This is a genomic window from Paenibacillus sp. ACRRY (assembly GCF_022346995.1).
In the GTDB taxonomy this organism is placed as follows: Bacteria; Bacillota; Bacilli; order Paenibacillales; family Paenibacillaceae; genus Paenibacillus.
Map to the genome: position 1 here is coordinate 284,905 of NZ_JAKRNM010000002.1, position 13,419 is coordinate 298,323.

A 13,419-nucleotide genomic window follows, 5' to 3' on the forward strand; every position below is an offset into this window, starting at 1 on the left:
AAATGAAGAGATACGGCCTTGTTTGCATTGAAGGGGATTCAACATCACATCAGGAAAAGGTGAGCCCTATGCTCGCACTGGCAGACCGTGGATCGTAGCTGGAATATATCGTGCCCCAAGGGAACTTGTATTCCATGTAGGGATAGGGTTTGGAGCGGTTTATTTGCGGTGCAGCGGAAATTTGCTTCAGGAGCCACTCATCATGGGCCAGCTTGCGCTTCATCTCACCTGCCTCGGTCCAGTCATCCCATGAAGAGGGGAATTCTTCGCCGTCCAGTGCAAAACTGGCCTGAACCAGCCGGGACTGATGAAAACACAAGGCGAGGTAAAATGCTTTAATATCTGCAGAAGCATCTGATTTGAACTTGTACCACGTATATCCCGTAGTAAGTTTTTGAACCTCCGTACGATACTCCTGGTAAAACCAACTTGCCTTCAATTCCTCTTCCGTAAGATCGGAGTACAATTTCAGGCTATCGTGAACCCGAATGACGCCACTTTCCCATCCATCCATATTAGAATCCCTACCTCATTGCATTTTTTCACAAGTATAGCATACACAGATATAGCCCCTGAGTTCCTTTAACCCCGGTGTCTGGCTTGATATAATGGTTGGATATGGTTCTGATTCCTCACCTGAATCAGATGGGAAGGAGCGGATGAAATGCGGCAATTAACTTCGGAATTTCGCGATAAACTGGATCAACTCGGGACGGGAACGGTTCAGGAAACCGCCGAGCAACTTCGTCATCTTGGTCAATCCGGAGAGTATATCGTGATCCCGAGTCTGCTGCGAATGATGGATGATGACAGTCCTATCATTGGTCAGGCTGCGGAGCAAGCGGTAGCTCGTTTGTTAGAAGCGTGTCCAGTATCCGAGCTGGTGTGGCTGAACGAACATGTAAGGGAATGGCGTCCTTCTCCCGTTATTTGGAAGCGGGTCGTAGAACGTGAGGTACATAAGATAGATCAGGCTAGTACAATCCGTCTGTCCATGTTGACGATGCACTGGAGCGGCTACGTCAGAGAAGCTGCGGTTAAAAGAATGATTCGGGAGGATGAGTCCTATAGCTTCGCTTATTTGCTGCTTCGGTTGAATGACTGGGTGCCTGAAATTCGTCACTTGGCGAGAGCGGCACTGGAACTTAAACTGAAGCCCGAGTATGCCAAGCTATGGATGGAAAATGTCATGCTTGTGGAGCGACTACGGATCTGTGGGCGGGATTCATTTGAGTCTTTTATCGAATCCGTACATCATCTGCTGCGTCAGAAGGAATGCCGATTTGTCATTCATACCGCACGGGTATCCCCTGAATCCAGCATCCGTCAGTTCGCTTTTCGAATTTCACTCGAAGCAGAGGGAACGGATACAGGCTTGATTATGGAGCAGGCATTACGGGATGAGAACCCTGCTATCCGGCGATGGGCAGCACAGCGAGTAGATCGTATGTTGTCCGGTCAGAAGCTGAGAGAGGCCCTTCTTGGCATGCAGCTGGACAGTGTACCTTCAATCCGCCGGGAAGGTCTGGCTGTACTTGCCACGATGTATCCCGATGATGCAAAGGCCATTATAATGGATCGGCTTCTGGATTCAAACCTGCCTGTGCGGGATACAGCACGGAGGTATGCCAAACAGTGGATGAACGTGAGTTATGCGGAGTGGTATCTTGATGTCATCTGGGGCGATGATCGACATCATCTCGCTGCAGCAATTTCAGGTCTGGGAGAGACGGGGGACAAGGCAGACGCAGAAGTACTGTATGAATATGCGAAGCATCCATCGATTGCTGTACGAAAAGCGGTTATCCGCGGATTAATGCGGCTGGATGCTTCTTCATACGGAACGCATTTTGTACATTCGCTAAGAAGCCCGCAACCAGGCATCTCCAGAGAGGCCTGCCGTGCACTTATGCATCATCCATATCTTATACAGTCTGATGTAATGGCCGGCCTGTTGTCGGACCCTGATGCCCTGCCTCATGTCGTTCGCAATGTGCTGCGCATTATTTCTTCCATGAGCAAGTGGAATCAGGTTGGACTGCTGCTAGAGCAGCTTCCAGCGGCAAGGCGCGGATGGGTGAAGCAAGCCATTCATCGCCAGTTGTATAACTGGGCCAGATACCCGAACCGCAGCTACGGCGGAAGATTGTCTACGGCAGAACGGGAACGTCTTCATAAGCTGCTGTCGTTATGTGGGCAGGAACTGGATGGTGATCTGCTGCATCGTTTGGAGTGGCTAATGAAATAAATCATGACGATCAGAGAGGAAGATAAGAATGCGTGGGACATTTCAATTCGTAACGGGAACGGCAACCATGTGCCTGTTCGATCTGGCTTCGTTAAAACACCGTGTGGAAGAACCGAACGACTGGTGGTCCATTCCGGAAGATGAACTGGCTGAGGTGAATGCGGGTCATTGTCTCTTTTTCAATCTGGGAGCCGATGGATTGTACGAGGTGGCATGGAGTGTGAACATCTCGGATACAGCTAGCGCAGCGCAAGAAACGGAAAGTGCGCAGGAATTTTGCCTGCAAGTTCCGTCCGGCAACGTATTTCTGGGTGCAGCTGAAGATGTCAGTGGGGGAGAACTGGAGCCTGATGAGTCATGCGATGGAATCATCCTATCGCTGCAGCCGGGTAATGTGGCTTGCATCGTCTCAAGAGAAGGCAATCAGATTTCACTGACGATTCAACCAAGTGCTCAAGGACACAATGAGCTGGATCGTCTGATCCGGATTTGAAGTGTTTTTTTATAAGGCTAACAAGTCTCATAGAACTCAGGTAATGAAGAAAGCTGAAGCGGAGGAATACCCATGCCGAATTGGAATTTCACATCGATCACAGATTCAGATAAGCTGCACCAACATGTGCGGATACTTGCTGCACTGGATATCATCCTGTCGGAGGAAGAATGGCTGCGTGTGCACCGCTATGAAGCAGAGCTGCTGCCTGGTGTGGCTTGGGGGAGTATCGATAACGGGGCAGGAGATCACCTGCATGTGTTGTTTACCCCATCGGGTACATTAATCAAAGGATTTGATCATGAATCTCCCCTAAGCCCTCATGCTCGTGACGATGGGGAAGTCTATCCGGGCATGTATGATGAAGTGCCGAAGGCATTGAGATCAATCATGGAGGATCAGGAAGAGAGAATGAAGCCGGAGGATGTTACCTTTTGTATTTGGCAAGATGGAAGCAACCCGGAGTGGAAGACAGGAAGCTGGATTCAGCAAGCGTTAATCGAGGAAAGCGGAGACGACGCCACAGGCGGTGCTGATTTTTTGATGGGCTATATTGAGGAAACACCGGAGGCATTCGCTGATTGGGCAGAGGGTTATTATGAGTCACAGGAACTGCCGCTGTCTGCGATAACTGAAGTATACGAAGGAAAACCAGTTTCGGCCAATTTAATCAAGAAGCTATGTCCTGAACGTAACGTAGAAGCGGCACTGAATGAGCTGCATCAACGTGGATATGTCGTAGAACGTAGATAATGGAAGTAGGAGGAGAAGAGCAGCCATGGTTGAACAGCAGTTGGGACGGATACGTGAGAAGTTGCAGAATCTTCGCAGCTTGGATGCGGATATGGACTTGTTTGGAGCAGAGAACCACGAGTATGAGATGGAGCGGGTATGGACACCCCAAGAGATCGCAGTGTTTGAACAGAAATGGAAGATTAAGCTGCCTGAGGGATATCGGGCTTTTCTGCTGCATATTGGATCGGGAGGAGCAGGCCCCTATTACGGACTGGAGAAGCCGGAAGATGGGGTGTACGCCGTCATTGGATATGACGATGAGCTGAATGCTATCGCGGATCCATTTCCCCATATTGAGGCTTGGAACTGGGAATATGACTGGTATGATGACAGCAAGGAAGAAGAGGAGTGGGATGCACTGGACCACGAATATCTGGATCCTAAATGGTCGGCAGGCCTGCTGCGCATCAGTGATTTTGGCTGCGGCATTTCCGTGAATCTGGTCTTGAATGGACCATGCAGCGGGGAGATCTGGACAGATGATCGGGCGAATCGCAGCGGCATTTATCCGGATTATTATTTCGGCAATACGGAACGTCTGCGCTTTCTGGATTGGTATGAGTTATGGCTGGATCGTTCCATCCATGAATTGCATGAAGAATAGGAGATTCTTGATGGTGAAAAAAATGAACAGGATTGCATTCTTGCTCATGCTCATTTTGTATTTCATTTCGTCTTACTCAATATATGCCAATTCGAATAATCAATGGTTGATCACTCCGCCTGCCTATATGATGCTCGTTTTTTCTATATTCGTTCTTGTTCTAGCTATACTTGGTATCAAAGATCGATCGAATAACTTTGCGAAGCTAAGAAGCTGGATCTCGGTGATACTCTCTTCAGTCCTCATTTTCCTACTACTTGCTCTCACATCATTTACTGCGATGTTCTCCGGATCAAAAGTATTACTCACGACGACACATTCGCCAGATCAGAACTATACACTGAAGTTCTATAAAACGGATGCGGGTGCAATGGGGACATTCGGTATTGTAGGGGAATTACAGGGACCACTTTGGTTTCGAAAGGTTGTATATTCAGAGCGAAAGACGGATCAAGTCCTTTTGGAGTGGAGCAATAACCATACTGTTGTCATTAATGGCCACCAAGTGAATTTATGGCTAGAGAAAGCCTGGATTCCACAATAATACTCATTGAGAATAACTAAGCTTTCTAGGAATCCTGTTGTAACTCATGTGGATCAGCGATACCATCTAACGTAAGTGAAAATTACCGATTCGACATTACATAATAAAATAGGTTTATAAAAAACGTATGATGATCTGTAAAGGACATTTTAATAAAGGACGGGATGGACTAATGAATGATCTCTGGTTTATACAGGGGTCATTCTTTTTATTGTTTAACTCAAATATTTTTTAGACAGCCTTGAGCCTTATTCAGTGTGTTTTACTCTATTTTGCAATCGGGTTCATTGGTATGTGGGAAAATAATCAAAACCGTTTGGTGCAGTCCCCCGTCTTATACCACAGAAAGAGAGAGAAGGAGGGAACCGGGGTGGAGACCAAAGCCGAGATGAAGAAGATGATATTCGTGCAAACCGAAGATGAGACGGTATTTGTCCAGTCCATCATGGAGCATCAGGATACGCTGATTTCCATTGCCTATAGTTATCTCCGCAACCGTCATGATGCTCTGGAAGCTGTGCAGGAGATGACATACAGGGCTTGGACGAAGCGTCGGAGTTTAAAAAATGAAAAAGCGTTCAAATCATGGATTATTCGAATTCTGATCTATGTCTGTATTGATGAACAGAGACGCCGCAAGCGAACCACACCGCTGTCTAATAACGGTTTGGAGGAAGTAGTTGCAGATTTCGCAAGTGCAGGCCTGGATGATAATCGGATCGCCATGTGGTCATTGTTGCAGAAGATAAAACCGAAATACCGCCATGTATTACTGCTGAAATATTATAACGACATGACACTGAGTGACATTGCCTCGATCCTCGGAAAACCCGAAGGAACCATCAAAACCTGGCAGCACAAGGGGCTGGAGCACTTACGGAAGCTGATGAAGAACAGGGGGGATTGGCATGAGAACTAGTCTTGAAGAAAAAGCACTGCTCGCAGACGCATATCAGGTTGAAGTGGAGAAACAGCATTTGAACCCGGCAGATACGGCATTTGCCATCCAGCGAGGGCTTGCAAAAGCAAGAGCGAAGCGAACGACAAGTGGTCTCCCAATAAAATGGGTCACTGCTGTGCTCATAACAGCAATCACTGCCGCATGTTTCCTACTCGGGCCGTACCGAGGGAATATTATTCCCCAGACAACAGCTGTTGAACCCATTCAGGATTGGGGAGTTCTGGAGCCTTTTCGGAAACTAGCTGAGCAGGACGTTAGCGGGAGTACGATCGAATCTGCAATGAATAATGGCTATTATCAACTTGTCAACCGTACGGTGAAATCGGGAATATATCAATTTACCGTTAATGCAGTAATGGCAGATGAGAACAAGTTAATTGTGTTATATACAGCCAAGACAGACGATACTCAAGAAATCTATTCGGTTGTGAATACCAAGATGACAAACGCGATAACCAATAATGTATTGGGCGACGGAAATTCGAGGGGGGTACATACTTCAGATGATGAGCACACCATTTATGGTCAAAGCGCCATAGAGCTTAGAAAAAATCAGGCCTTGCCTGAACAAGTCATGATGAATGTACAGATTTCATCGGTTGTTCCGAATAAAGGTACGAATTCAGATGCAGTCAAAAAAGAACGCAAATATCAATTTTCAAAAAAAATGGACATCACCTTCAATCTGGATCCCAAATTCTCGGTTCCCAAAACGGAAGTCTTGGAACTGAATAAGCTATTTACAGTTGGCGGATATGAGGTGATGTTATCTGAAGTAGAGATATCACCTCTTGTGACTCGTGCCAGATTCATTTATGAGCCAGGCGAAAAGATTGATTACGAAACCAAACTTTCCATCTATGATGTAGTTAACCCTACTAAGATTGTTTCCACAACTAAGGATGGAAAGCAGACAGAATTATCCTCGGTAGGAGGAACGGGCACCGAAGACGGCATGATCTACTCGTTCAGCAGCAACCTACTGGATGATCCACAATCGTTGGTAGCAAAGCTGCGTGCACCAGGCAAAGTGTATGATGATCTTCAGGAAGCAGAGCGCGATATGATCGAGTTGAAAATAAAATAGAATTGGTAGTAGATAACGTGATCCACTTGAATTAACCAATAAGCCTGTATTGTACGTCACAGCGTATAAACAGGCTTATTTTCGTTTGTCAACATGATATGGAAGTATATTATTTTGGAAGTCATATAAAATTTCAAATTTAGAATACCGATATACATAAATGTAGCGCTTATTTCATGTTTATGAAGTTAATTTGTACTATGCTACAGCGCGGGGGATTTGCGGATTGCGTATAAGCAGGACCATAGACCAATGGAATGTAGTACAGAGTTGCCCTACAAAACCACATTTACCTAGATAAAGGACGGGGAACAGATGAATCGGTATGATGAAATTATTTGGAAAAGGAACAAGCTAATCTGTATCATTTTGTGGATTATCCTTGCGATTGGTCTCGGTCTGAGCGTAATGCTTCCTAAGCTGCTTGTCTCGAACGGAATTGCCATTTTGTTTGCAGCTTGGGTTACATACGCTAATGCGAAAAGAAAACATATTCATTTAATTCCATGGCTGTTTACCATTTTGATTACCATATGTGGGGTCTATGTCGGTTGGGGAACGGTTAACCTGACAATGAGTCTGGTAATAACAGCGGTTCTTTTGCTTATTCCAAACAAGAAGTTTTTTATGATTGGATTTTTTGTCTTACTAGCCCACAGTGTGCTCCAGCTATTTGTTATAAATACAGTAGATTCTGTTGAACTCATAGGAAATATCGTTAATGTCGGACTGTTCGCTCTTACTGGAGCAATTCTGATGTTAGTCTCCCACTTAAATCAAAGACTTTTCCTGGACAGCGAAGTACGCTGGCAGGAAGTAGAGCAATCCAAACAAAAAGTAGAGAGCATGATGGAACGTGTCAAAGAATCGGTGGAAGGTCTGTCTCTCTATACGGATCAATTGAAGCAAAAGGTAGACGCGACCGGGTCCATCACAAATGAAGTGACGCTCGGATTCAGTGAAGTGGCCAAAGGCGTAGAGTTCCAGGCTACCAGCGTAGCTGAAATTTCGGAATCTCTCTCCTTGTCGGATCATCATATCCGCGATGTTGCTTCCTATTCGTCTCAAATGAAAGAACTGTCCGCCAGTATGGCAACCAGCACGGAAACGGGAAGTGCGCAGATGGACCATCTGAATGTGCAGATGCAGGAACTCTATGAGACGATTGATACAACGGCTTCCGATATGAGACAGTTCAATGAGGAAAGTGAAGCCATGTCCCTGATGTTGAACAGTATCTCAGATATTGCGAACCAGACCAACTTGCTTGCACTCAATGCTGCGATCGAAGCCGCTCGCGCAGGTGAACATGGACGTGGATTTGCAGTGGTTTCAGAGGAAGTTCGCAAGCTGGCGGAGCACTCTGGTCAGTCGGCAAGTGACATTGCCACCATTTTGACCCGCTTACAGGGGCAAACACAGGCACTTACGAATCGCTTCGAACGCATTCGCCTTGCTCTAAAAGAAGGAAGAGACAGCGTACAGACTGCAGAAGTTGTGTTCCGTACGATTAATAGCAATTCCCAGGAAGTGCTGAACCAGGCCATGGATATTGAGAGCAGTTCCGCAACGATGAAGGAATCCTCCACTAAAGTGGTGAATGAGGTTTCCGAGATTTCTAGTGTGACTCAGCAATCCAGTGCCGCTACGGAAGAGATTCTTGCCAGTATGGAGGAGCAGCGCAGCTTGACTCAGAAGATGGTAGACAGCTTCGGTGAGCTGGAGCAATTGATTCTGAACCTGAATGAGCTGGTGTCAGATCATCAGTTGTCCACTTCTGTCACTGAAGAGAAGGCAGATGATCGTGTGGTACCGATCGATACGCTGTCAGCTTAGAGGCAGGATAGCTATTAGTAGAAAATGTAGAGTCCGCCCGTACGTTCATCGTGGGGCGGGCTTTTTTGCTGCCATCTGGTGACTTGAACCCTGTGTATATCTCCTTTACAGTGTATTGTAGAGTGTAAAGTGCAAGGAGGAGAATAGTTAATGAATTGGCTTGAAATTAGTAAGTCCAAAGATGTGGAACAAGCTTGTGCAGCAGTACATAGCCTGGATATCAATGAGCGGGATGAACGGGGACGTACACCCTTAATGCTTTTCTTGACGTATCGCATGCCAGCTGAGGCTATTAAATGTCTGTTGGAACAGCAAGCAGACTTGGACGCAGAAGACAAACTCGGCGATACCGCTCTAAAAAAAGCAGTGAAGTTCAAGCAGATCGAAGCCATTCAACTCATGCTTGAACATGGAGTGAAGCTGGACTCTGCACATGGAATTCAGGCGACGGCCTGGAATGCAGCCAGAAGGGACCCGGCTATTGCAGATATGCTGCTTGGTACCACGGGCTCGGTGAGACTTCGGCTGACCCAGGCGGAACAAGCAATCGTCGATGAGATTTTGTACGAAGAATCTTCAGAGAGGGCAGCCGCGAAGATCCGTGATCTGGACTCAGCTGTACTTCTGCATGCTGTCGTGGACGGGTACAACTGGGATGACAGTCCCGAGCCTATGCTGGCTGCTTGTGAGCATCCTGCCTGTGCGGAGATCACGCTGCTCGACATGGCTGAGCTGCTGGACGCCGATTACTGGCTGGAGATGGACGCAGACGAAGTGAACCAAAGTGAGGATGGACCGGGTTATCGCCGACTTGCCGAGCTACTAAGAGTGAAGTGCCCAACAAATTCCTCAAATAAATTGTGAATACAAAACAAGAGTATGTTCTAGGCACAACTAGAGATGCTCTTGCTTTGTATAGTGCTAAAAAATGGTGATGCTAGGCATGTATAACACAATACCATTGCTGACGCTGCCCCATGAGTGGTCGAGCACGGTCACTCATGCTCGGCGAGCTGCACCTCGAAGCCGTCCGGGTCGGCGATGTAAAGGAAGCGTAGATGTGGATTTGGCTGAATGGGCCCACGAACAATCGGAATATTCAGTGCTGCCAGCCGTTCCATGGCTTCTTCCAGTGAACTCACCTCATAGCCGATGGACACGCCAGATTCTTTTTTGAGAATGGATACACTGCCCTCAATCAGTTCCAGCATCGTTTCATTTTCAGTGCCCAGCATGGCAATTTGCCGTCCACGGCTTTCAAATTGACGCTGGATTGGAAGCCCGAGCATGCCGTGGTAGAACCCGAGCGAGGCTTCCAGATTTCGTACCCGAAGCGTAATCCAGTTTAGTTTAATCAACATGGGTGAATCTCTCCTTTTTGTCTCCGTTTATCAATGTTACGTCCATTATACGATAAGCAAGGAGGAGGAACCCATCCTTGTCTGTGAACAACAAAAATAGCTGCCGAAATATTCGGCAGCCCAATGATATGATTCCGGTTGAAACTTTGTAAACTGCTACGCTTTCCCATTATGTGTGTTTGGTTTATAGCGTAGACCATCTTTCAAACTTACTGAATCAGATCCACCGCACCTTGTGGTACAAAGGCATCTACCCCGTTATACACGATTACGCCTTCCAGCGCAGTCTTTTTGCCGTTAACCAGCGCAATGTTTTTGTAGATTTGGAGTTCTACTTTAGTGCTGCCTTTGGTGACCAAAATTTTAGGGTTTTTGGCATCTGTCAGGTCCAGCTTGTACGTAGCGCCTTTGGCTGTGAATGCTTGTTTGGCAGGAACAAACAATTGTTTGCTCACGCTGTCCAGATCCAGATCCAACACGCGTGCCATGTATTTAGCCACATCCGTATTGTCGATTACGCCGAATGGACGGTCATTGTTCGGAGCATACGTGTACAGCACAACGTCTCCACCGGTGTGGCCACCCGTTGTCCAGCCAATGCCTGCGCGTTTGCTGATCATTGGTCCGATTGCGTAGTTCAGACTGCCTGGCTCGGCTGCCTTAATTGTAGCGATTTCCTCGGATGTCAGGTCGGAAATGCCGTAGTATTGTTTCATGACAGCTTTGATATTGGTGCGTTTGGCATTCAGCTTCGCTTCCACGCCTTCACCTGTCAGCTTGGCCTTTTTCAAAGGTCCGATAAATGTGGACAATGGTTCTTTGTCATAGGTGCCCGTTGTTGCATTGTTACCGATCGTGAGACCACCGTTCCCGTGGTCCGTTACTGCCACAACAGCTGTCTCTCCATCTGCTTTGGCAAAATCCATGGCTACTTTTACGGCATCGTCAAATGCCAGCACGTCACTGATAATTCCGATCGGATCATTGGCATGAGCTGCCCAGTCCACTTTGCTGCCTTCAACCATGAGGAAGAAACCGTCTTCGTCTTTGGACAGAACATCAATGGCTTTGGATGTCATTTCAGCAAGGCTTGGCTGCTTGGCAGGGTCACGGTCCATATCATAAGCCATGCCTGCAGGTGCAAACATTCCCCACAGCTTGCCGGAGTTAGAGGCTTTCATGGCAGCTGGTGTGGTCACGTAATCGTACCCGAGTGCTTTGATGGAGGAGACCAGATTCTCGCCGTCTTTGCGGCCCGCTGGTTCAAGGTAGCGACTTCCGCCGCCCAGAACAACATCGAGGCCGTTATATACTTGCTGCTTGCTAAGTGCATCGTAATTTTTGCGATCCGGATAGTGGGCAGAGAAGTCTGCCGGCGTTGCGTGCATAATTTCGGAGGTGGCGATAATGCCGGTTGCCTTGCCTGCGAGTTTGGATGCCTCCAGTACGGAAGCGATCGGTTTTTTGGCATCTCCAGGCGCGATCGCCTTTTGTCCAGGCATGGTTGCCTTGTCCGGCAGTACACCAACATATCCTGTATGTGATTTATAACCTGTAGCAAAAGCCGTTCCCGCAGGAGCCGAGTCCGCAATCGGAGCATCCGCGGAGTGTGTGCGAACCATACCGCTAGCCATGGAATCCAGAGTCAGGGAAGACCCTTTGTACCAGCGGGCCAGTGCAGTGGCATCATTAGCCATGCCATCCGGTATTAGGATAATGACATTTTTGATCGGTGATGATGAGGCAGGGGTGGCAGTGTCCTCCGCAGCCCACGCTGCGCTGCTTCCTCCCAGCGTAGCTGTAACAACTGTCGTAACCGCGAGCATCATTTTGGCCGCACGGGCATTGAACCGGTTTAACATGAATACATCCTCCTAAAATAGATATGTATAGTTTGGTATCCAAAAACCAGTGTATACAACAATTGCTAAACGAACATAAGAAATGGGTTAACTAAATGTAAAATTTACGATTACGATTACGATGCATAATCAGGAATGAGAGGGGATCAGCAATGGTGAGATGAAGAGGTTTACAGCGGAACCTCAGTTCGGTATGATTTTTGTATTAAACAATGCTGCGTTGGACAAGGGGATGTGAGTGCATGTACCGTATCGGAATTGTAGGACCGAAGCCGTCCATTGAGCGGACCATGCGTGCTGTGGAGGGGCAGGATCTGGAGGCTTACTTTGAGTTGTACCCCTATCAACACGCACGCGAGACGGGCGAGATTATTACGAGGAATCGCGAGAATGTACACGGGTGGGTGTTTACGGGTCCCATTCCTTATTTGACAGCCCAGGACGTCTTGCATGAAAAAGAACATGCCATATACTGCCCGCCTACCGGGGCCAGCTTGTACAAAGCCATGCTGCAAGCCATTTATACACTGGACAATCCGGTGAAGGACATCTCCATTGATATGACGGGGAATGAAAGCTGGGGCCTGATGGACAGTCTTGAGGAATTGAAATTCTCGGATGAACAATTGCGAAAATACGTTTTTTCCACCGATTACGATGTCGAAGACATGATCCAATTCCACGTTCGTCACTGGGAGGAAGGGCAGACCAAGGCAGCCATTACCTGTCTGTACGCTGTATATGAAGGATTAGTTCAGAGAGGGGTTCCTGTCTTCAAAATCGATTCCACCAAGCTGGAGACGGTGCAAGCGGTGCGAATGCTGATTGAACAGATTCGCAGTTCTGCATTCAAAGACAGCCAAATTGGCGTGTTAATGGTTGAGATTGAAGGGTGGCATGAAGCCGGTGATCAATCGACGGAGCGGTATCAGCTGCAGCATATGGAGCTTAAGATCAAAGGCATTCTGCTGCGTCATTGTGAACAAATTGATGGTTCCCTTCACCAGGATGGTACAGGTCGATACATGATGTATGGTTCCAGGGGTGGAATGGCCCGCAACATGGAATCGCTGCATACAGCGATGCATCAGCTTGAGCTGGATACGGACCTGCTTTCCTTTGCCGGGATTGGGTTTGGTGAGACGGCATTTGATGCAGAGCGTCATGCCCGGAAGGCGATTCAATATGCCAAGGACGATGAAGCTGGACGTGTGATTGTCTATGAGACGGATGGTACGATTGTGGAGGCAGCGGGTGAGGATCAGGAATTATCCTATGAGATGTATTCAAGTGACACTGAATTGCTCGAACAGTTGAATAAAGCGGGGGTAAGCATCCGTACATTTCAGAAATTAAAGGCATACATACGCCGAATGGGCAAAGAAGAATTCACGGCCAGTGAACTAGCCTCGGGGTTATCAATGACCATCAGGCACGTACAGCGGATTCTCGGCAGTCTTACGGCATTCTCCCTGGCTGAAATCACGGGAAATGAGCTGAATACCCGCAGAGGAAGGCCAAGTAACCGATATCGACTGCTGCGTTAGATTTACGAACATAGAAACAGAATAAGGATACCGATTATGCAACCTTAGTTCTCATGTCCACTCCTGGCGGACACGTTGGAC

At 47.5% G+C, this 13,419-nt stretch carries 13 protein-coding genes; 10 read left to right on the forward strand and 3 right to left on the reverse strand.

Annotated features, from left to right (window positions below):
- Positions 1–49 precede the first annotated feature (49 nt).
- On the reverse strand, positions 50–514 hold the full coding sequence (locus MH144_RS10495) for a hypothetical protein (RefSeq protein WP_239299616.1): 465 nt from the start codon (positions 512–514) through the stop codon (positions 50–52).
- Positions 515–664: 150 nt separating this feature from the next.
- Between MH144_RS10495 and MH144_RS10500 the strand changes: the two genes are divergently transcribed.
- From MH144_RS10500 to MH144_RS10540, 9 genes are all read left to right on the forward strand, one after another.
- Positions 665–2,248: a HEAT repeat domain-containing protein gene (locus MH144_RS10500; protein WP_239299618.1), complete on the forward strand. Its 1,584-nt coding sequence runs from the start codon at positions 665–667 to the stop codon at positions 2,246–2,248.
- Between the two features lie 28 nt (positions 2,249–2,276).
- Positions 2,277–2,741, forward strand: a complete 465-nt coding sequence (locus MH144_RS10505; protein WP_239299620.1) for a DUF6386 family protein — start codon at positions 2,277–2,279, stop codon at positions 2,739–2,741.
- Between the two features lie 72 nt (positions 2,742–2,813).
- On the forward strand, positions 2,814–3,494 hold the full coding sequence (locus tag MH144_RS10510) for a hypothetical protein (protein ID WP_239299621.1): 681 nt from the start codon (positions 2,814–2,816) through the stop codon (positions 3,492–3,494).
- Positions 3,495–3,519: 25 nt separating this feature from the next.
- Positions 3,520–4,140: an SMI1/KNR4 family protein gene (locus MH144_RS10515; protein ID WP_239299622.1), complete on the forward strand. Its 621-nt coding sequence runs from the start codon at positions 3,520–3,522 to the stop codon at positions 4,138–4,140.
- Positions 4,141–4,162: 22 nt separating this feature from the next.
- Positions 4,163–4,684: a DUF5412 family protein gene (locus MH144_RS10520; RefSeq protein WP_239299623.1), complete on the forward strand. Its 522-nt coding sequence runs from the start codon at positions 4,163–4,165 to the stop codon at positions 4,682–4,684.
- Positions 4,685–5,054: 370 nt separating this feature from the next.
- A complete protein-coding gene (locus MH144_RS10525; RefSeq protein ID WP_239299624.1) occupies positions 5,055–5,603 on the forward strand; it encodes an RNA polymerase sigma factor in 549 nt (182 codons plus the stop codon).
- Positions 5,593–6,732, forward strand: a complete 1,140-nt coding sequence (locus tag MH144_RS10530; RefSeq protein WP_239299625.1) for a DUF4179 domain-containing protein — start codon at positions 5,593–5,595, stop codon at positions 6,730–6,732. The genes MH144_RS10525 and MH144_RS10530 overlap by 11 nt, the downstream gene beginning before the upstream one ends.
- Positions 6,733–7,047: 315 nt before the next feature.
- Positions 7,048–8,568, forward strand: a complete 1,521-nt coding sequence (locus tag MH144_RS10535) for a methyl-accepting chemotaxis protein (RefSeq protein WP_239299626.1) — start codon at positions 7,048–7,050, stop codon at positions 8,566–8,568.
- Positions 8,569–8,718: 150 nt separating this feature from the next.
- Positions 8,719–9,432, forward strand: coding sequence for a DUF4274 domain-containing protein (locus MH144_RS10540; RefSeq protein ID WP_239299627.1), 714 nt, complete (start codon positions 8,719–8,721; stop codon positions 9,430–9,432).
- Between the two features lie 131 nt (positions 9,433–9,563).
- Here MH144_RS10540 and MH144_RS10545 read toward each other — a convergent pair whose 3' ends face one another.
- Positions 9,564–9,929, reverse strand: coding sequence for a VOC family protein (locus tag MH144_RS10545; protein ID WP_239299628.1), 366 nt, complete (start codon positions 9,927–9,929; stop codon positions 9,564–9,566).
- A gap of 209 nt (positions 9,930–10,138) precedes the next feature.
- The gene (locus MH144_RS10550; protein ID WP_239299630.1) at positions 10,139–11,791 is read right to left on the reverse strand and encodes an alkaline phosphatase; all 1,653 of its coding nucleotides are present in this window, start codon (positions 11,789–11,791) and stop codon (positions 10,139–10,141) included.
- A 242-nt stretch (positions 11,792–12,033) separates the two neighbouring features.
- Between MH144_RS10550 and MH144_RS10555 the strand changes: the two genes are divergently transcribed.
- Positions 12,034–13,338: a hypothetical protein gene (locus MH144_RS10555; RefSeq protein ID WP_239299632.1), complete on the forward strand. Its 1,305-nt coding sequence runs from the start codon at positions 12,034–12,036 to the stop codon at positions 13,336–13,338.
- Positions 13,339–13,419: the final 81 nt, after the last annotated feature.

Coding starts and splice junctions, on each gene's coding strand:
- MH144_RS10495 (WP_239299616.1), bottom strand. CDS start 514: ATGGATGGATGGGAAAGTGGCGTCATTCGGGTTCACGATAGCCTGAAA.
- MH144_RS10500 (WP_239299618.1), top strand. CDS start 665: ATGCGGCAATTAACTTCGGAATTTCGCGATAAACTGGATCAACTCGGG.
- MH144_RS10505 (WP_239299620.1), top strand. CDS start 2,277: ATGCGTGGGACATTTCAATTCGTAACGGGAACGGCAACCATGTGCCTG.
- MH144_RS10510 (WP_239299621.1), top strand. CDS start 2,814: ATGCCGAATTGGAATTTCACATCGATCACAGATTCAGATAAGCTGCAC.
- MH144_RS10515 (WP_239299622.1), top strand. CDS start 3,520: ATGGTTGAACAGCAGTTGGGACGGATACGTGAGAAGTTGCAGAATCTT.
- MH144_RS10520 (WP_239299623.1), top strand. CDS start 4,163: ATGAACAGGATTGCATTCTTGCTCATGCTCATTTTGTATTTCATTTCG.
- MH144_RS10530 (WP_239299625.1), top strand. CDS start 5,593: ATGAGAACTAGTCTTGAAGAAAAAGCACTGCTCGCAGACGCATATCAG.
- MH144_RS10535 (WP_239299626.1), top strand. CDS start 7,048: ATGAATCGGTATGATGAAATTATTTGGAAAAGGAACAAGCTAATCTGT.
- MH144_RS10540 (WP_239299627.1), top strand. CDS start 8,719: ATGAATTGGCTTGAAATTAGTAAGTCCAAAGATGTGGAACAAGCTTGT.
- MH144_RS10545 (WP_239299628.1), bottom strand. CDS start 9,929: ATGTTGATTAAACTAAACTGGATTACGCTTCGGGTACGAAATCTGGAA.
- MH144_RS10550 (WP_239299630.1), bottom strand. CDS start 11,791: ATGTTAAACCGGTTCAATGCCCGTGCGGCCAAAATGATGCTCGCGGTT.
- MH144_RS10555 (WP_239299632.1), top strand. CDS start 12,034: ATGTACCGTATCGGAATTGTAGGACCGAAGCCGTCCATTGAGCGGACC.